Origin of the sequence: Streptomyces sp. NPDC005181 (genome assembly GCF_040608395.1) — a bacterium.
GTDB lineage: Bacteria > Actinomycetota > Actinomycetes > Streptomycetales > Streptomycetaceae > Streptomyces.
The window spans coordinates 67,669-85,668 of the sequence record NZ_JBEXID010000015.1 but is presented as its reverse complement, the minus strand read 5'-3'; the positions used below and the strand labels follow the sequence as shown (position 1 = coordinate 85,668).

The 18,000-nt window shown below is 70.2% G+C and carries 15 protein-coding genes and 1 pseudogene; 8 read left to right on the top strand and 8 right to left on the bottom strand.

Annotated elements, in window-relative coordinates; genetic code table 11:
- The first annotated feature begins 76 nt into the window (after nt 1-76).
- From ABZV38_RS13225 to ABZV38_RS13215, 3 genes and pseudogenes are all read left to right on the top strand, one after another.
- Nucleotides 77-955 carry an A24 family peptidase gene (locus ABZV38_RS13225; protein WP_356326895.1) on the top strand — a complete coding sequence of 293 codons (879 nt, stop codon included), beginning with the start codon at nt 77-79 and terminating at the stop codon, nt 953-955.
- Nucleotides 956-1,014: 59 nt separating this feature from the next.
- A pseudogene (locus ABZV38_RS13220) lies at nt 1,015-1,801 on the top strand (class I SAM-dependent methyltransferase).
- Between the two features lie 103 nt (nt 1,802-1,904).
- A complete protein-coding gene (locus ABZV38_RS13215) occupies nt 1,905-2,363 on the top strand; it encodes a hypothetical protein (RefSeq protein ID WP_356326894.1) in 459 nt (152 codons plus the stop codon).
- Between the two features lie 30 nt (nt 2,364-2,393).
- On the opposite strand, the gene ABZV38_RS13210 is transcribed toward ABZV38_RS13215, so the two are convergent.
- Together ABZV38_RS13210 and mgrA are read right to left on the bottom strand one after the other, a co-directional pair.
- On the bottom strand, nt 2,394-3,548 hold the full coding sequence (locus ABZV38_RS13210; RefSeq protein WP_356326893.1) for a winged helix DNA-binding domain-containing protein: 1,155 nt from the start codon (nt 3,546-3,548) through the stop codon (nt 2,394-2,396).
- Nucleotides 3,549-4,030: 482 nt separating this feature from the next.
- On the bottom strand, nt 4,031-5,071 hold the full coding sequence (gene mgrA, locus ABZV38_RS13205; protein WP_356326892.1) for an L-glyceraldehyde 3-phosphate reductase: 1,041 nt from the start codon (nt 5,069-5,071) through the stop codon (nt 4,031-4,033).
- A gap of 200 nt (nt 5,072-5,271) precedes the next feature.
- Between mgrA and ABZV38_RS13200 the strand changes: the two genes are divergently transcribed.
- The 4 genes from ABZV38_RS13200 to ABZV38_RS13185 all read left to right on the top strand — a co-directional run bounded on the left by ABZV38_RS13200 (nt 5,272) and on the right by ABZV38_RS13185 (nt 10,481).
- Nucleotides 5,272-6,033: an isoprenyl transferase gene (locus ABZV38_RS13200; RefSeq protein ID WP_356326891.1), complete on the top strand. Its 762-nt coding sequence runs from the start codon at nt 5,272-5,274 to the stop codon at nt 6,031-6,033.
- A gap of 493 nt (nt 6,034-6,526) precedes the next feature.
- On the top strand, nt 6,527-7,849 hold the full coding sequence (locus ABZV38_RS13195; RefSeq protein WP_356326890.1) for a PhoH family protein: 1,323 nt from the start codon (nt 6,527-6,529) through the stop codon (nt 7,847-7,849).
- Between the two features lie 391 nt (nt 7,850-8,240).
- On the top strand, nt 8,241-8,942 hold the full coding sequence (locus tag ABZV38_RS13190; protein ID WP_356326889.1) for a transglycosylase SLT domain-containing protein: 702 nt from the start codon (nt 8,241-8,243) through the stop codon (nt 8,940-8,942).
- 141 nt (nt 8,943-9,083) lie between these two features.
- The gene (locus tag ABZV38_RS13185) at nt 9,084-10,481 is read left to right on the top strand and encodes an AI-2E family transporter (RefSeq protein WP_356326888.1); all 1,398 of its coding nucleotides are present in this window, start codon (nt 9,084-9,086) and stop codon (nt 10,479-10,481) included.
- A 90-nt stretch (nt 10,482-10,571) separates the two neighbouring features.
- Here the strand turns inward: ABZV38_RS13185 and ABZV38_RS13180 are convergent, their stop codons facing one another.
- Both ABZV38_RS13180 and ABZV38_RS13175 read right to left on the bottom strand, forming a co-directional pair.
- Nucleotides 10,572-11,108, bottom strand: a complete 537-nt coding sequence (locus ABZV38_RS13180; RefSeq protein WP_356326887.1) for an alkyl hydroperoxide reductase — start codon at nt 11,106-11,108, stop codon at nt 10,572-10,574.
- A 12-nt stretch (nt 11,109-11,120) separates the two neighbouring features.
- Entirely contained in the window at nt 11,121-11,675 is a 555-nt protein-coding gene (locus ABZV38_RS13175; RefSeq protein WP_356326886.1) for a peroxiredoxin, read from the bottom strand.
- A 131-nt stretch (nt 11,676-11,806) separates the two neighbouring features.
- On the opposite strand from ABZV38_RS13175, the gene ABZV38_RS13170 reads away from it, so the two are divergent.
- Nucleotides 11,807-12,775, top strand: coding sequence for a hydrogen peroxide-inducible genes activator (locus ABZV38_RS13170; RefSeq protein WP_356326885.1), 969 nt, complete (start codon nt 11,807-11,809; stop codon nt 12,773-12,775).
- Nucleotides 12,776-12,842: 67 nt separating this feature from the next.
- Here ABZV38_RS13170 and ABZV38_RS13165 read toward each other — a convergent pair whose 3' ends face one another.
- The 4 genes from ABZV38_RS13165 to ABZV38_RS13150 form a co-directional block, all read right to left on the bottom strand.
- On the bottom strand, nt 12,843-15,245 hold the full coding sequence (locus ABZV38_RS13165) for an FtsX-like permease family protein (protein ID WP_356326884.1): 2,403 nt from the start codon (nt 15,243-15,245) through the stop codon (nt 12,843-12,845).
- Nucleotides 15,242-15,928 (bottom strand): ABC transporter ATP-binding protein, encoded by a 687-nt coding sequence (locus ABZV38_RS13160; RefSeq protein ID WP_356326883.1) that lies wholly within the window; start codon nt 15,926-15,928, stop codon nt 15,242-15,244. The genes ABZV38_RS13165 and ABZV38_RS13160 overlap by 4 nt, the downstream gene beginning before the upstream one ends.
- Nucleotides 15,925-16,449 (bottom strand): PadR family transcriptional regulator, encoded by a 525-nt coding sequence (locus tag ABZV38_RS13155; RefSeq protein ID WP_356326882.1) that lies wholly within the window; start codon nt 16,447-16,449, stop codon nt 15,925-15,927. The genes ABZV38_RS13160 and ABZV38_RS13155 overlap by 4 nt, the downstream gene beginning before the upstream one ends.
- Before the next feature lie 143 nt (nt 16,450-16,592).
- Nucleotides 16,593-17,885, bottom strand: a complete 1,293-nt coding sequence (locus ABZV38_RS13150; protein WP_356326881.1) for an alkaline phosphatase — start codon at nt 17,883-17,885, stop codon at nt 16,593-16,595.
- Between the last annotated feature and the right edge of the window lie 115 nt (nt 17,886-18,000).

The following is an 18,000-nucleotide window of genomic DNA, read 5'->3' as shown; positions in this document are numbered from 1 at the left end:
CACTGGGCCCGAAATGCTGCGCAGTGGGCCCCAGGGCCCATGACCCCGTGTGCGTTGCCCGCCTAGGGTCGGTTCCGTGTACGCCATGCTGATAGGGGTCGCCGCGCTCTGGGGCGCCGCGACCGGACTGCTGGTCCCGCGCGCCGCCTACCGGTTCTCCGTCGAGCCGGAGGACGCATGGCGGGACACCTGCCCCGCGGGCCACCCCTTCAGTGGGGTGGCCCGCGGCTGGCTCGGTTCCACGCGGTGCGCGGCGTGTGCCACCGGTGCTGCGGTGCGGACGACTGCGCAGACGAAGACGGCTGCGGTTCCGGCCGCACCCGCCGAACCCGTCGACCCCACCGGGCCGGCCGACGCGAGCACGAGGGAAGGCGACGGCCGTGAGGCGAACCTCTCCGCCGAACCGGTCGCGCGGTACGCCCCCGCCGTCCTCGCCCCCGTCGCCACCACCCTCGGCTGCGCCGCCCTGGCCGCGGCCACCGGGCTTCGACCCGAGCTTGCCGTCTGGCTGCTGCTTGCCCCTGTTGCCGTGCTCCTCGCCACCATCGACCGCCGTGTCCACCGGCTGCCCGACCAGCTGACGCTGCCGCTCGCCGGTGCGGTCGTTGTACTGCTGGGTGGTGCGGCGCTGCTTCCGGAGCACGGCGGTTCGTGGCTGCCGGCCCTGCTCGGCGGCCTCGCGCTCGGCGGCTTTTACTTCCTGCTCTTCCTGGTCAACCCGAACGGGATGGGCTTCGGCGACGTCAAGCTCGCCCTGTCGCTGGGAGTGGCTCTCGGCTGGTACGGCTGGGCGGTCGTCTTCGCGGGCGGCTTCGCCGGGTTCGTGTTCGGTGCGGTGTACGGGTTCGGGCTGATGATCCTGCGGCGGGCCGGACGCAGGACGGGCATCCCGTTCGGGCCGTTCATGATCGCGGGCGCGCTGCTCGGGATGCTTTTCGGCGGCCTCGCCGCCTGACCCGCCGGGCACCCCGAATTCGGTCGCGCCCGGGCATGCGCGGATGACACCATCCCCGCATGCCCGGGACATCCGAAGAACAGGAACGCACACGCTTCGAAGCGCTCGTCGCCGAGGCCGCCGCCGTCTCCGTCGACGGCTGGGACTTCTCCTGGCTCGACGGCCGGGCCACGGAGCAGCGCCCTTCCTGGGGGTATGCGCGCGCCATGGCCGACCGGCTGGGCCGGGCGCAGGCAGCCCTGGACATCCAGACCGGCGGCGGCGAGGTCCTCGCCTCCGCCCCGAAGCTGCCGCCGGTGACCGTCGCCACCGAGTCCTGGCCGCCGAACATCGCCCGCGCCACTTCCCTGCTGCACCCGCTCGGCGCAGTCGTGGTCGCCGATGCCGACGAGCCGCCGCTGCCGTTCGGGGACGCGGCCTTCGACCTGGTGGTCAGCCGGCATCCGGTGACCACATGGTGGGCGGAGATCGCGCGCATGCTGAAACCCGGTGGTACGTACTTCTCGCAGCAGGTCGGCCCGGCGAGTGTCTTCGAACTCGTCGAGTACTTCCTCGGCCCGCAGCCCCCCCGAGGCACGCGGCGCCCGCGACCCGCAGCGGACCCGCGCCGACGCGGAGGCGACCGGACTCGAAGTCGTCGATCTGCGGCCGGAGACGCTGCGTACCGAGTTCTTCGACATCGGCGCCGTCGTCTACTTCCTGCGGAAGGTGATCTGGATGGTGCCCGGCTTCACGGTCGAGCAGTACCGGCCGCAACTGGCCGCCCTGCACCACCTCATCGAGACCGAGGGGCCGTTCGTCGCGCACACCACCCGCTTCCTGATCGAGGCCCGCAAGCCGCAGTAGCCGCAAACGCGGTGGCGCATGATGTGCCATCACTCTCTCTTCACCGGCGTACGCCCAAAATGATGCGACCCTGGGCGGTGAGCGCACGGGGAAGGAGCAGGCCATGAGGGTGGAGAACGGCGAGGATGCCTCCCGCAGCCCGCGGCAGGGCAACGCCGAATGGCTCAGAGGGGCACGGATCGTCGGCGTCCTCGGCCTTTTCTACCGGCCGGAGGGGCGGATGGGGGAACCGGAGGCCGTCGAATTCCTGCTCTCCGAGGGCCAGTCGGTGCTGCTGACCTGCACCTCCGACTGGACCCTGCATGTCGGCCCCGGCACCTGGCCGCGCCTGCCCGACTGGTGCGTACCCGCCGGCCAGTGGGAGTTCGCCGCCCTGCCGTACCTGCCGGAACCGCCCGAAGGCGGCTGGACGGTCACCCGCACCGAGGAACTCCGGGACGAGCGCGGGGAGGTGCACCAGGCCGTCATCCGGTGCGAAGGCGGGCGCTTCGTGGTCATGGGCGGGGACACGGTCGCGATCCGGTACACCCGCGGCCACCGCGGTGCGGAAGCGACCACATGAGAACGCACGTGACCAGCTATCACGTAGGCGCTACGCGTGCGGCCCCACCGTCACCTTCCCGACCGTCAGTTCCGCCTTCCCCTCCAGCGCCGTCCCCACCCGCTCGACCTGCTCCTCCAGCCCCCGCAGCTGCCCGGCCGTGAGCGGCGACAGCGGCTCCACGGTCACCGCGATCCGGCGGCCCGAGCGGCGCTGGTGCCAGACCCCGGCGACCGTGCCGTCGATCAGCAGCACCGGGAAGTTCCCCGCCTGGCCCCCCGCCAGCGCGCGGGCGTACGCCGCGCCCGGGAAGAGCCTCTCGCGCGGCTGCGCCGCGATGGCGAACGCGTCGAAATAGGGGAGCAGCCGCACCCCGCGCGCCGGCCCGGTGGGGAAGCCGGTGTCGCCCGCCACCAGCCAGGCCGGCCCGCCGCCCTCATACGCCACCTCTTCGATGGCCCCGTCCCCGGCCCGGTCCGCAAAGACCGACTCCGCCCAACTGCTGGGCGCGGCGAGCCATTTCGCGAAGTGCCGCGGTGTGGCGGGACCGTACGCGTACAGATAGCGGTGCACGAGCCCGGCCAGCGCCTCCGGGCCGTCGAGCGAGGTGGCGCCCGGGTTCGTGTACGTGACCTTGCGGCCTCGGTCGGGGGCGAAGCACAGCACACCGCGGTGGCCGGCGAGATGCATCACCTGCCGCCAGCGCGGCCACATGTCCTGGAACGCGGGCATCACCCGGTCCCCGGCCCACGGCCCGGTGCGGGCCACCACCGCGTCGGATAGCTCGTCGATCGTCAGCTCGGCACCCGTCAGCGCGTCGCCGACCGCCGCCAGTACCTCCTCCGTCTGCTCGGCGCTCAGCCGGACGTCCTTGCGGAACGGGCTGGTCCCGGCCGGGATCGCGGACAAGGCACCCGTCCACCAAGGCAGTTCGGCCGTCGGCAGCAGATGGACGGTGCCGCGCGGCCCGTACGTCTTGACCAGGGTGCGGTCGGTCCACAGCGCCTTGCGTACGTCGGTACGCGTCCCGCCCGCCAGCCGCAGCCCCACGGACAGTTCGGCGGCGGACAGCACCTGCGCATGGGCGGCGAGCATGGCCGCCACGGCCCGGTCGGGGGAGGATGTCGTGGCGGCGGCGAGGCCCTGGCGTTCGATCCGGCGCGCGTTCGCCTGGGCCCAGGTCACGGTCGCGGTTCGTGTCGTCATGATGCGGAAACTAGCGGCCCATCAGGTCAGGGCGTGTCCCAAAGGAGAACCACGCCTTCCAGCAGGCGCCGGAACTCTCCGCCGCCGACCGGGCGAAGGCCGATGCCCAGGCCGAGCGGATCAAGACGGCGCTCACTCCGGTGGCCCACAACCCGCACATCATCGAGGCCGGCGTCCGCGAGCCCACTGCGCGCCGCGAAGGGGAACGGGGCCGAACCCGTCCGGCGTCAAGCCGGCGCCCCCGGCCGTCCGCCCTCTTCCCGCCCTCTTCGCACCCCTCCCGGGCCCCGGAATCCGTGCTCGGACCGGAGTCCTGTGAGTTCGGAGAGTAATTATCCGGTGGCGTGGCACGCAGCATCACTTACGAAGGGTTATGGTGGAAACCCCCCCTCGGGCCGGTCCGTATCCCCCCCACGGACCGGCCCGATTTTTTGTGGGCCAGTGATGCAGGCCCTGCGCGGGACCTGTGAAGACGGGACCGATCAGCCCCGTCCGGCCCAGATGTTGGTGCCCGCGGTGTCCACGGCGAAGGTGTCGATCTCCTTCAACTCCTCGGCGGACAGCGCCGGCCCTGCGAGCGCAGCGACGTTCTCCTCCAGCTGCTTCGCACTCGACGCGCCGATCAGGGCCGACGTCATGCGGCTGTCCCGCAGCACCCAGTTGAGTGCCAGCTGGGCGAGGGACTGGCCGCGCCGCTGAGCGATGCCGTTCAGCCCGTTCAGCCGGCGGACCACCTCGTCCGAGAGCAGATCCGGGCTGAGGGACTTGCCCTGGGTCGCGCGCGACCCCTCCGGGATGCCGGTGAGGTACTTATTGGTGAGCAGCCCCTGGGCGAGCGGCACGAAGGAGATGCAGCCCATGCCGGCCGCTTCCAGCGTGTCGAGCAGCCCGTCGTCCTCCGTCCAGCGGTTGATCATCGAGTAGGACGGCTGGTGGATCAGGGCGGGCACACCCATCTCCTTGAGCAGCCGGGCGGCCTCGGCAGTCTGCTCCGAGTTGTACGAGGACACACCCACGTACAGCGCCTTGCCCTGCTGCACGGCGGAGGCCAGCGCACCCATCGTCTCCTCGAGCGGGGTGTCCGGGTCGAAGCGGTGCGAGTAGAAGATGTCGACGTAGTCCAGGCGCATCCGCTTCAGCGAGGCGTCCAGCGACGAGAGCAGGTACTTGCGGGAGCCCCACTCGCCGTACGGGCCGGGGTGCATGTCGTAGCCGGCCTTGGTCGAAATGATGAGTTCGTCCCGGTACGGGGCGAAGTCCTGCTGGTAGAGCTTCCCGAAATTGAGCTCGGCGGAGCCGGGCGGCGGCCCGTAGTTGTTGGCCAGGTCGAAGTGGGTCACGCCGAGGTCGAAGGCGCGGCGCAGAATCGCCCGCTGGGAGTCCAGCGTGCGGTCGTCGCCGAAGTTGTGCCACAGGCCGAGCGAGATGGCAGGGAGCTTGAGGCCGCTGCGGCCGGTCCGGCGGTACTCCATGGAGTCGTAGCGCGAATCGGCGGCGCGGTAGGAGGAAGAAGAATCAGTCACGTTTCCCTCTTTATCACGTACTTGTGACAGACCAGGTTGGGCCGGTGCGGCGCCTGCGCAGTAATGTGGCGGCGTCGGGGACTGCCACGGCACGGCGGAGCGATGGACTCTGCGGACTTGTGCGGCGATCCCCAGGGGGACGACCCCGGACCCCGGGCAATGGGGCGGGCGGGCCCGCACAGAACCGAGAGGTGAACTCAGTGAACTTGCGCGACCTGGTGTACGGGCTCTACGCGCGCCGGGTGGAGGCCCGCCTCGATCACACCCAGGTGCCCAAGCACATCGGTGTCATCCTCGACGGCAACCGGCGCTGGGCGAAGGCGTCCGGCGGCACGGCCGCGCAGGGGCACCAGGCCGGTGCGGACAAGATCCAGGAGCTGCTGGGCTGGTGCAGTGAGACCGATGTCGAGGTCGTCACCCTGTGGCTGCTCTCCACGGACAACTTCGACCGGCCCGCGTCCGAGCTGACCCCGCTCCTCGGCATCATCGAGAACACCGTGCGCGACCTGGCGGCGGACGGCCGGTGGCGCGTCCACCACGTCGGCACGCTGGACCTGCTGCCGGCGCACACCCAGACCGTCCTGAAGGAGGCCGAGCAGGCCACGGTCGGCGTCGACGGCATACTGGTCAACGTCGCCGTCGGCTACGGCGGACGGCAGGAGATCGCGGACGCGGTGCGGTCGCTGCTGCTCGACCACTCCTCGAAGGGGACGTCCTTCGAGGACCTCGCGGAGATCGTCTCCACGGACCTGATCTCCGAGCACCTGTACACGCGGGGGCAGCCGGATCCGGACCTGGTGATCCGTACGAGCGGTGAGCAGCGGCTGTCCGGCTTCATGCTCTGGCAGAGCGCGCACTCCGAGTACTACTTCTGCGAAGTCTTCTGGCCGGCCTTCCGCAAGGTCGACTTCCTTCGCGCGCTGCGCGACTACGCGGCCCGGGGCCGCCGCTTCGGCGGCTGACGCCGCGCGCCCGCGCCACCACCGCTCAACGCCCACGCCCGGCCCCGCCCGGAACCCGGCCCGTCCGGCCGTTCGAGGACGGATCCTTGGGGCGGGTGGGCCCGGACCCGGGTGCCCGGAGTTGCCACGTGCCGCTCTCGACGGCACTGCTTCCGGACGGCCCACATCGTGGGCCCGGACCTGCGTGGTCGGGGCATCACCTCCGGCTCACCCGCCCGCCACGTGGCGGCATGGCTTCGCTTGTTCGAGGGAATACCCCTGTCAGGTCGACGTCCGGTCAAAAACCAGGCGGACGTCGTGTCCAAGTGAGTGGCATCGAGTCCGCTCGCCCGGGAGGCCCTTTGCACACGAAGGACCGTACATACAGTGCGGCCGACGCGGAGGGCCGGCGCTCGGCCCGCGCAAGGTGGCCGCAGCCCGGTCCGTCCTCTCCCTTTGGGATGCTCCGCGACGCCGTCGCAGCCCAACCTCGTCCGAGGGGGTACGTCCTTCCGTGGTGACCAGTACAAAGCGCCGCATGCCCGACAGGCGCACCTACGTTCTCGACACCAGCGTCCTGCTGGCCGATCCCCATGCCATGGCCCGATTCGACGAGCACGAAGTCGTGCTCCCGATCGTCGTGGTCACGGAACTGGAGGCCAAACGCCACCATCCGGAGCTCGGCTACTTCGCCCGGCAGGCTCTGCGCCTGCTGGACGACTTCCGGGTCCGGTACGGCCGGCTGGATGCCCCGATCCCGCTCGGGGATCTCGGCGGAACGCTGCGCGTCGAACTCAACCATTCCGATCCCGGCGTACTGCCCGCCGGCTACCGGTTGGGGGACAACGACTCTCGGATTCTCGCGGTCGCGCGCAATCTCCAGGCCGAGGGGTACGACGTCACGGTCGTCTCCAAGGACCTGCCGCTGCGCATCAAGGCATCGTCGGTCGGCCTCCTCGCGGAGGAGTACCGCGCGGAGCTCGCCATCACCGACTCCGGCTGGACGGGGATGGCCGAACTTCCCCTTTCGGCCGAACAGGTGGATCTGCTTTTCGGAGAGGAGACGCTGTACGTTCCCGAGGTCGCGGAACTGCCCGTGCACACCGGACTGGTCCTCCAGTCCGAGCGCGGCAAGGCGCTCGGCCGGGTCACGGCCGAGGGCAATGTGCGTCTCGTCCGCGGCGACCGGGAGGCCTTCGGGATCCACGGCCGGAGCGCCGAGCAGCGCATCGCCCTCGATCTGCTGCTCGACCAGGACGTCGGGATCGTGTCGCTGGGCGGCCGGGCCGGCACCGGCAAGTCGGCGCTGGCGCTCTGCGCCGGTCTCGAAGCCGTGCTGGAGCGCAGGCAGCACCAGAAGGTGATGGTCTTCCGGCCGCTGTATGCGGTCGGCGGGCAGGAGCTCGGCTATCTCCCCGGCACCGAGGCCGAGAAGATGAGCCCCTGGGCGCAGGCCGTCTTCGACACACTCTCGGCGGTCGCCGGGCGTGAGGTGATCGAGGAGGTGCTGGGGCGCGGGATGCTGGAGGTTCTGCCGCTCACCCACATCCGGGGCAGGTCGCTCCACGACGCCTTCGTGATCGTCGACGAGGCGCAGTCGCTCGAACGGAACGTCCTGCTGACCGTGTTGTCCAGAATCGGGGCGAATTCCCGGGTTGTGCTCACGCATGACGTGGCCCAGCGGGACAATCTCCGGGTCGGCCGGTACGACGGAGTCGTCGCCGTGGTCGAGAAGCTGAAGGGGCATCCGCTCTTCGCGCATGTCACGCTCACGCGCTCGGAGCGCTCGCAGATCGCCGCACTGGTGACCGAAATGCTGGAGGAAGGCCAGATCTGATACGGGATGGGACAGTTGATGCCGCCCGGCGAGCCAATGAGCTTAGCCGGGCGGCGTCATGTTGCGGCGCCATTTCTGCAAAACACCTGGGCCAAACGGGGTGTGAGCTTTCACACGCAACGGAGAATTGCTTCGCGGCGGCCCGTTCCGGCAGAGTCTTGCTTCCGTCAGGCCCCGCATACGGCACACCCGCACCTCCAGAGGTGCTACGCACCAGACAACTCAACAATCGCCGTCCGTATGCCGCCCGCGAGCACCACGCGGCACTCCTTCAGGGGAGTTGCCCACCGGGCCCGTGCCTCCCCGTGACCCAAGCAGTAGGGAGGCCAGCGTCAGGGGCACGATTGCGCCCGCGAGGTCACCTAAGCGGGCGATGCTGGAAGGACACCGTGTGAGCCGGATCTCGGTCCGGGGGTTCGCCGTGGCATCTGCCACTGCGGTAACCACCGTCGGCGCCGTCGTAGGCGTTGCTTCGGGCAGCACTCCCGCTGTCGACGACAACAACTTCGAGGCGACCGCAGCCGACACGACGCTTCTCGCCGACATCCCTGCGGGCCAGCAGGCCCAGGTGCAGACCGCCTCGCTGACCCAGCAGGCCGACGCCCAGGCGTCCGCGGCCGACGCGGCAACGAAGAAGTCTGTCGAGGAAGCGGCCCGCATCCAGGCCGCCAAGGACGCCAAGTCGAAGAAGCAGGCGGCCGAGGACAAGCTGGAGAGGGAGCGCCAGGCCAAGGAAGACGCCGAGCGCGCCAGCCGTTCCGAGGTCCGCAGCGCCTCCGCGTTCACCGCGCAGAGCTCGTACACCGTGGCCGAAGTCCAGGCGATGGCTCGCCAGATGATCCCCAGCGATCAGTTCCAGTGCTTCAGCAACATCGTGAACCACGAGTCGAGCTGGAACTACCGGGCGACCAACGCCTCTTCCGGCGCCTACGGTCTCGTCCAGGCGCTGCCCGGCTCCAAGATGGCATCCGCGGGCGCCGACTGGCAGACCAACCCGGCCACCCAGATCAAGTGGGGCCTCAACTACATGGACAGCCGCTACGGCAGCCCGTGCGGTGCCTGGTCCTTCTGGCAGGCGAACAACTGGTACTAGAAATCGGAACCCTCCGGGGTTCTGGTCTCAACCTTGCGAAGCCCCTCACCGTCCTACGGTGAGGGGCTTCGCGCGTGTACCGTCGTCCGAACGACTCCGGGGGGAGTGGTGGGGAGAGAACTCGGGGGAAAAGGAACATATATGTCGAAACTGCCAGGGTGGCTCGGCCGGGTGGGCGCCGAACTGACCGAGCTGGGAAAGCGCCTGGAAGAGCGCCGGGCCGCAGCGGAGGCCGAGGAGGACCGGGACACGGACGCCGAGACGCCGATCCCGGCCGGAGTCGTACCGACCGCCGCCGACCACCGTGCCACCACGGCCGACCATGTGCCGCCACCGCCCGCATACGCGCCGTCCGTTGCCGCCCGGCCGGATCCGGTCGCGGCGATCCCCTGGGGGATGCGCGTCGCGGCCGAGGCCGGCTGGCGGCTGCTCGTCCTGGCGGGCACGCTCTGGGTGCTGATGCGGGTCATCAGCGCCGTACAGCTGGTGGTGCTGGCGTTCGTCGCCGCGCTGCTCGTCACCGCGATGCTGCAGCCGACCGTTGCCCGGCTGAGGCGCCACGGGTTGCCGCGCGGCCTGGCCACCGCCGTCACGGCGATCCTCGGCTTCGTCATCATGGGCCTGGTCGGCTGGTTCGTCGTCTGGCAGGTCATGGACAACCTCGACACCCTTTCCGACAAAGTGCGGGACGGCATCGACGAGTTGAAGCGCTGGCTGCTCGACAGCCCCTTCCACGTCACCGAGCAGCAGATCAACGATGTCGCGAAGAACCTCAGCGACACCATCGGCACCAACACAGAAGAGATCACCTCCGCCGGGCTCCAGGGCGTCACTGTGATGGTGGAGGTCCTCACCGGGATACTGCTGGCGATGTTCTCGACGCTCTTCCTGCTGTACGACGGGAAGCGCATCTGGCAGTGGGTGCTCAAGCTCGTACCCGCTCAGGCCCGGCCGGGCGTCGCGGGCGCCGGGCCGCGCGCCTGGCGGACGCTGACCGCCTATGTGCGGGGCACGGTGCTGGTCGCCATGATCGACGCGATCTTCATCGGGCTCGGGATCTGGTTCCTCGATGTGCCGATGGCGGTGCCGCTCGCCGTCTTCATCTTCCTGTTCGCCTTCATCCCGCTGGTCGGCGCGGTGGTTTCCGGAGCGCTTGCGGTCGTCGTCGCGCTGGTCACCGAGGGCGTGTTCACCGCGCTGTTGGTGCTGGCCGTGGTGCTGGCCGTGCAGCAGATCGAGGGACATGTGCTGCAGCCGTTCATCCTCGGCCGCGCGGTACGCGTCCACCCGCTCGCTGTCGTCCTCTCGGTCGCCGCGGGCGGCATGGTCGCGGGCATCGGCGGCGCGGTCGTCGCGGTGCCACTGGTCGCGGTCACCAATACGGTGGTCGGCTATCTGCGGACGTACGGCCAGGAGGCCGCCCTTCGCTACGCGCCGCAGCCGCGCGGGGCCTCGGCGGTCGGTGTGGCCCCGACGCCGGCCCCGGGCGCACCGCTCGCGGGCGAGGGCGAGGGGGAAGGGAAGCCGCCGGTGCAGTGAGGCGAGGAGCGCAGCGAGGCGGAAAGATAAGAAAGGCCCCGTGGACGGTCGGTCGTCCTCGGGGCCCTTCTCGTATCAGGGGTACTGCTGTTACTGCTCGGCGAGTACGGCCTCGGCATCGAGGGTCACGCCGACCGCCTGGATCACCGAGGCGATCTTGACGGCTTCCTGAATGGTCTCACGGTCCACGCCGGCCTTGCGCAGCACCTGCTCGTGGGAGTCCAGGCACTGGCCGCAGCCGTTGATCGCGGAGACGGCGAGCGACCACAGCTCGAAGTCGACCTTCTCCACGCCCGGCTTGCCGATGACGTTCATCCGCAGGCCTGCACGGAGCGTCCCGTACTCGGGGTCCGACAGCAGGTGCCGGGTCCGGTAGAAGACGTTGTTCATCGCCATGACGGCGGCGGCCGACTTCGCCGCGGTGTACGCCTCGGCGGAGAGGTTGGCCTTGGCCTCCGGCTCCAGCTCGCGCAGCACCTTCGGCGAGCGCGAGGCGATCGCGCAGGCGAGGACGGTGCCCCAGAGCTGCTGCTGCGGGAGTTCGCTGTTCCCGATCGCCGAACCGAGGTTCAGCTTCAGGTCCTTGGCGAAGTCCGGGATGGCGGCCTTCAGTTCGTCGAGTGCCATGTCGGTGTCAGCTCACTCGCCCGAGAGAAGCGCGACCGGGTCCAGGGTGCTCTCGCCCTTGGTCCAGTTGCACGGGCACAGCTCGTCGGTCTGCAGGGCGTCGAGGACCCGGAGGACCTCCTTGGGGTTACGGCCCACGGAACCGGCGGTCACCATCGTGAACTGGATCTCGTTGTTCGGGTCGACGATGAAGACGGCGCGCTGCGCGAAGCCGTCCTCGCCCTCGATGCCGAGGTCACGCATGAGCTCGTGCTTCGAGTCGGCCAGCATCGGGAAGGGCAGGTCGGTCAGGTCCGGGTGGTCCTTGCGCCAGGCGTGGTGCACGAACTCGGAGTCACCGGAGAAGCCGAGGATCTGGGCGTCACGGTCGGCGAACTCGTCGTTCAGCTTGCCGAAGGCGGCGATCTCGGTGGGGCACACGAAGGTGAAGTCCTTCGGCCACGCGAAGACGATCTTCCACTGACCCTCGTAGGTCTTGTGGTTGATCTGCTCGAACTCCTTGCCGCTCTCCAGCGAAACACAAGCGGTCAGGTCGAACTCGGGGAACTTGTCACCGACAGTGAGCACGCGCTCTCCTTGCAGCGTAGGAATTCCCTTTTGCGGGAGTTCCTGGGGGTTGGACGCTGTCCACCTTGGCACAGAGTGCATTGATCGCAGAAATAGCTACACTCGGTCGTGATGATCGGAGGTTCCTATCAGTGGCGCAGAGCAATCAGGGGAATCGCCCCAAACAGCCCAGCCTGTCGCAGCTGCGTGCCTTCGCAGCCGTGGCCGAGCACCTGCACTTCAGGGATGCGGCGGCAGCAATCGGGATGAGCCAGCCCGCGCTCTCCGGCGCCGTGTCCGCGCTGGAGGAGACACTCGGTGTCCAGCTCATCGAGCGTACGACGCGCAAGGTGCTGCTCTCGCCCGCCGGGGGGCGGCTGGCGGTGCGGGCCCGGGCGGTGCTGGAGGCTGTCGGTGAGCTGATGGAGGAGGCCGAGGCGGTCCGGGCTCCGTTCACCGGAGTGCTCAGGCTCGGCGTGATCCCGACCGTCGCCCCGTATCTGCTGCCGACCGTGCTGCGGCTGGTCCACGACCGCTACCCGGAGCTCGACCTCCAGGTGCACGAGGAGCAGACCTCGTCGCTGCTGGAGGGGCTGGCCGCCGGCCGGCTGGACCTCCTGCTGCTCGCTGTGCCGCTCGGGGTGCCCCAGGTGACCGAACTCCCGCTCTTCGACGAGGACTTCGTGCTCGTCATGGAGCGCAGCCACTGGCTGGGCGGTCGCGCCGACATTCCGCGCGAGGCGCTGCGCGAGCTGCCGCTGCTGCTGCTCGACGAGGGGCACTGTCTGCGCGACCAGGCGCTGGACATCTGCCGGGAGGCGGGGCGCACGGAGGGGGCGCCGGTCACCACGACCGCGGCCGGGCTCTCCACGCTGGTGCAGCTGGTCGCGGGCGGGCTCGGGGTGACCCTGCTGCCGCGTACCGCCGTCACCGTGGAGACGGCCCGCAACGACGCGCTGACCACCGGATATTTCGCGGAGCCCGCGCCGTCGCGGCAGGTGGCGCTGGGGATGCGGACCGGGGCGGCGCGGCACGGCGAGTTCGAGGAGTTCGCGGCCGCGCTGCGTGAGGCGATGCAGGCGCTGCCGGTACGGGTGACCGTGGGCGCGTCACACGCGTGAGAGGGATGCGGTCTCCTTCCTCCTTCGGAGGGGGACCGCACCCCTTGCGCTCACCGCTTCGCCGTCGTCATTCGGTCCGCAGGCCGTCGGATCGCATCAGCCGCCACAGCAGTGGCAGCGAGACCAGGGTGACCAGCAGGATCAGTGCCGTGCCCGCCCCCACCATCGGCAGGAACACCCACCAGTCGGTCACCTTCTTGGCGATCATCCTGATCATCACCGCGCCGAGCCCCAGCCCGCCGGCGACCGCCACCACCAGGCCGATGACCACCGGTACTGCGGTCTGCCAGAGCACCGACCAGCCGAGGGTGGTCCGCCGGGTGCCGAAGACGACCAGGACCGACAGCAGGCGTCTGCGCTCCCGCAACTGCTCCAGCTGGGAGACCAGCATCGAGGCGGCGATCAGCAGCAGGGTCGCGGTCGCGCCGACCTGAAGGCCGGTCTGCACGCTCGCGTACTGCCGGTCGCGTGTCACCGAATGCAGGGCGACGACGCGCATGCCGGGGTCGATCCTGGCCGCCGTGTTCCGTACGTACTCGGCGACGTCCGCGACGCTCTCGTCGACCTTGATCTGCGCGTGGACCGTCGCGCCGGGCAGCGTACTCGGGTCGACCGCGCCGACGGTGGCCATGATGCCCCAGTGGTCCTCGCCCATCGGATCGCGGCGGGAGACGACGGTCGGGGCGTCGGCGGGCAGGGTCCACCGCCTCGACTTCACGCCGTCCCGCAGCTCGGCGGACGAGCCGATCTCGACCTCCTTGCCCTTACGGGCTGTCTGGTCCATCCAGGCGGCCATGTCCTTGTCGTTCCTGGGGTGGACGACGAAGGCGTCGCCCTCCTTGCAGGAGCCGATCCGGGCGAGCTCGCGCAGGGTCGCACAGTCACCGATGGACAGTGAGGTGGTGGGCCGGATGTCGCCCTCGTACTTCCCCGGCCGGGTCACGTACACCTCGACCGTGCCGATGACGGCCTCCACGCCCTTGGTGGCCCGGAACTCCTTGATCGTGCGCGCGGCCGCGTCACCGGTCACGTTCTCGGAGGACGTCGTGAACTGGGCCCGCGAGGGATCCTGCCCCGTCACCCGGTTGAAGTCGTCGCTCATCGCAGCGAACAGCATCTGCAGCGCCACCGCGCCCGCCACCGCGACCGTGATGCCGCTGACCGCACGGGACGCCGCCCCGCTGCTCAGCTGGAGCCTGCGGGTCGCGAGCTGCCAGGGCACCGGGCCGCCGCGCAGCCGGTTCACACACGCCTCGACCAGCCACGGCAGCAGCAGCGCGAGCCCCACCAGGACCAGGACAGCGCCGCCCGCGATCGGATACGGATCGACGGGGGTGTGCTCGTCGACATTTCCGGTCAGTGCGAGCACCGCCACGCCCGCGACCGGCATCAGCAGCCGCCACCAGAGCCGGCGGCTGCGGGGGCGGCTGTTGCGTACGACGCCGAGCGGTTCGATCACCACCGAGCGCAGGGCGGTCAGGGTGACCAGCACCGCCGCCACGGGAACTGCCACCGCGATCAGCGCCGCCAGCCAGGGGACCGGGACCAGATCGGCGGGGAAGGCACTGACGTCCCATACCTCGAGGGCGCCCATGAACCGACGTCCCACCAGGAAGAGCACCAGGCCCGCCAGCAGGCCGAGCACCGTGCCGAACAGCGCCTCACCGGCCGCGATCCGACGGGTCATCCGGATGTCCGCGCCGACCAGGCGCAGCGCGGCGAGCCTGCGGTCGCGGCGGTCCCCGCCGAAGCGCACGGCGGTTGCGATGAAGATCGCGACCGGCACGAGCAGGACGACGCAGATCATGATGATCAGCACGATGAGGACGGGGGACAGGGGCTCGGACGGGTCCCGGTCGCCGTAACCGGCCAGCCGGTGGCCGCCCGCGGCGGCGGTCAGGGTGGCACTGCCCGCGTAGAAGCGCAGTTCGCCCGGGGAGATCAGGCCCGGGTCGGCGATGGTGCCGGTGATCCGGTACGGCAGCCGCTCCTTGAGGAGACTCCCCTCCGGGGAGCCCAGCAGCTCCTTCAGGGCGGGCGAGACGACCATCTCGTCCGGGCCGGGGAAGTTCGCCACACCGGGCGGGGTGACCGGGTGCGCCCCCTCCGGCCGCATCAGGAAGCCCTCGACGGAGCGGCCGCGGTACTCGGACGGCGCGCTGATCCGGAGCACCGTGGAGTCCGACTTCGGGACGGTGTCGTCGCGTGAGACGCGGGCCTCGGTGCGGGCCTGCTCGCGGGCGGAACGCTGGTCGAGCAGATGCGGTACGGAGGACGCGACCAGCAGCAGCGCCACGCCGAGGCCCACGCCGACCGCGGTGAGCACGGTGCGGATCCAGCCCTCGCGCCCGCCGGAGGAGGCGAACCGGATGCCGAGGCCGAGATCGCGCAGCAGGGCGGTCGCCCGGGAGGGCTCGGGGGGCCGGGGCTCCTCGGCCGCCGGGACGTTCTTCCGGTCGAGCAGCGTCATGCGGCGTGCTCCAGGTCGCGAGCGCGGCCGTCGCGCACGGTGACGTCGCGGTCGGAGTAGGCGGCGACCCGGGCCTCGTGCGTCACCAGGACCACGGCGACATCGGCGGACCGGGCGGCGTCGGTGAGCAGGTGCATCACCCGCTCGCCGTTGAGGGAGTCCAGGGCGCCGGTCGGCTCGTCCGCGAAGATCACCTTCGGGGAGGAGACCAGGGCGCGGGCGATGGCGACGCGCTGCCCCTGGCCGCCGGAGACCTCGCCGGGACGCTTGGCACCGAGGTCGTCGACCTCCAGGCGCTCCATCCAGCGGAGGGCGGTGCGCTCGGCGTTCTTGCGCCTGACGCCGCTGAGGCGGAGCGGCAGGGCGACGTTCTCCACGCAGGTCAGTTCCGGCACGAGCTGTCCGAACTGGAAGACGAAGCCGAAATCGCTGCGGCGCAGCAGGCTGCGTTCGGCGTCGGACATTGCGGAGAGCTCGCGGCCCGCGTAGGTGATCGTGCCGCTGTCGGGGGTGACGATGCCGGCGAGACAGTGCAGCAGGGTCGACTTGCCGGAGCCGGACGGGCCCAGCACGGCGACGACCTCGCCGGGGTGGACGGAGAACGAGGCGCCGTCCAGGGCGCGTGTCGAGCCGTACGACTTGTGCAGGTCGTGGGCGACGAGGAGCGAGCCGGTGGGGGTCATGCGACCACCTCGCGGGCGAGACGGTCCAGCCGGGCGGCGGTCAGTTCCAGCCACCGGAGGTCGGCCTCCAGGTGGAAGAGGGCGTGGTCGCAGATCAGCTGATCGGCGAGGTCGCCGCCCCGCTTGCGGTCGGTGAGGATGCGCATGAGGCGTAGGTGCTCGGCGCGCTGCGTGTCCAGGAGGGCTTCGGCGCTGCGGCCGGTGAGCAGGGCCAGAACGACCTTGGTGTACAGCGTCGACTGGAGGTACGGCTCCGGCTTCTCGGGCTGGGCGAGCCAGGCGGCGACGTCGGTTATGCCGGCCTCGGTGATGGCGTACCGCTTGCGCTCGGGGCCGCCGCCGCTCTCGATGCCGTCGACCTCTACGAGGCCGTTCTTGAGGAGGCGGGACATGGTCGAGTAGACCTGGCCGTAGTGCAGGGGGCGGTCGTGGCCGAACTTCTCGTCGAAGGCGCGCTTGAGGTCGTAGCCGTGGCGGGGGCCGGACTCGAGGAGTCCGAGGAGGGTGTGGCCGATAGACATGTGAGGCACTGTACACGGCGTGTATACCGTGCATGTATACGTCGGCTGGACAGCCCTCCTCGCGAGGAGGCGGGGCATCGCGCCCGCACGCGGGAACGGGCCCCGGGAGCGTTCTCCCAGGGCCCGTCCCCGTGTCGCCGCGCTCAGCGGCGCGGTGCCAGCACCTGCTTGAGCACGTCGTGCACGTACGTGTTCGGGTGCTTGCCCGAGAAGCTGTCGGAGAGCGGACCGCTCGCCGTCACGGGCACGTCCACGCTGGTGTGACCCGACGTGGTCCAGTCGATGACGAACTTGCGGTCGCTGCCGCGGATCGAGAACGGACCGTCCTCGGCGGAGATGGCGTCCCCGGACTCGTCGTTGGCGTCGACCTCCTCGACCGAGAGACCGCCGGTCTCGTGGTCACCGGTGACGACCAGCAGCGTGTCGGGGTGCGTCGCGATGTACGAGCGAGCGACTGCGACGGCCTTCTCCAGCTGCTGCATCGACTGAAGGACGCGCGTGCCGTTGTTGGAGTGCGCGAACTCGTCGGTGCCTTCCTCCTCGACCATGAGGAAGAAGCCCTTCTTGTTCTTGTCCAGGCTGGTCAGGGCCTTGCTGGTCATCGTGCCGAGGTCCACGACCGGGCTGTAGACGTCACCCTGGCCCTCGGGGTGCTGCTGGAACATCTCCTCATTGCTGAACAGCCCGAGGATCTTGCCGTTCTTGGCCTTGCTCAGTCCGCTCGCACTGTTGACGTACGAGTAGCCGGCCTTCTGGGCTTTCTTGATCAGGTCGCCCTTGGTGCCGCGGCTGCCCTCGGTCGTGTCCTCCGCCGGCTTGTCCGTGAACGCGCCCGGCGTACCGGCCGGCAGCCACCAGTCCTCGCCGCCGCCCAGGATGACGTCGGGCTTGCTGACGTCCAGGTACTGACGGGCGATCTCGTCCTGCTTCGAGCGGTCCGTGGTGTTGGCGAAGAACGCCGCCGGGGACGCGTCGGTGACCTGTGCGGTGGTCACCAGGCCGGTGGCCTTGCCGGCCGCCTTGGCCTGCTGGCCGAGGGTCGCCAGCGGGTTGCCGTCGACATCGACGCTGATCGCGCCGTTGTAGGTCTTCTCGCCCGTGGCCCACGCGGTCGCCGCCGCGGCGGAGTCCGTCACGACGGCTTTCGGGTCCCGCGGGGTGGTGGTGAGCTGGCCGGACGCCGTGAGGCGGTCCATCGCCAGCTGGCCTTCCAGGCCTGAGAGGTTGAGCCTTGCCGCCTCGCGCATCGAGGCGCCCATGCCGTCACCGTTGATGAAGATGACGTTCTTCGCCGCAGGGGCTTTCGCCTTCGCCACCGACTGCGGAGCAGTGGCCGACGCACCCAGCGTCGGGTTGAGCACCATCGTGGCGACGGCGGCCACGACGGCCGCAGCGACGGGTGCTCCCCATCGCGCACTACGCACGCGTCTGTTCACAACAGCTCCTCGTGAATTGCACAACTTTCACAAGCGAACGTAGGGGTCGGTGCGGTACCCGCCGCGAACGAGAGGTATCCGGAGAGGGAATAACCCGCAGCCGGGGCCGCCCCGT

Bases quoted from the DNA above. Each gene is read 5' to 3' on its own strand.
- ABZV38_RS13165 (WP_356326884.1), bottom strand. From the start codon at position 15,245: ATGACGCTGCTCGACCGGAAGAACGTCCCGGCGGCCGAGGAGCCCCGG.
- ABZV38_RS13210 (WP_356326893.1), bottom strand. From the start codon at position 3,548: ATGACGACACGAACCGCGACCGTGACCTGGGCCCAGGCGAACGCGCGC.
- ABZV38_RS13180 (WP_356326887.1), bottom strand. From the start codon at position 11,108: ATGGCACTCGACGAACTGAAGGCCGCCATCCCGGACTTCGCCAAGGAC.
- ABZV38_RS13215 (WP_356326894.1), top strand. From the start codon at position 1,905: ATGAGGGTGGAGAACGGCGAGGATGCCTCCCGCAGCCCGCGGCAGGGC.
- ABZV38_RS13185 (WP_356326888.1), top strand. From the start codon at position 9,084: ATGTCGAAACTGCCAGGGTGGCTCGGCCGGGTGGGCGCCGAACTGACC.
- ABZV38_RS13160 (WP_356326883.1), bottom strand. From the start codon at position 15,928: ATGACCCCCACCGGCTCGCTCCTCGTCGCCCACGACCTGCACAAGTCG.
- ABZV38_RS13155 (WP_356326882.1), bottom strand. From the start codon at position 16,449: ATGTCTATCGGCCACACCCTCCTCGGACTCCTCGAGTCCGGCCCCCGC.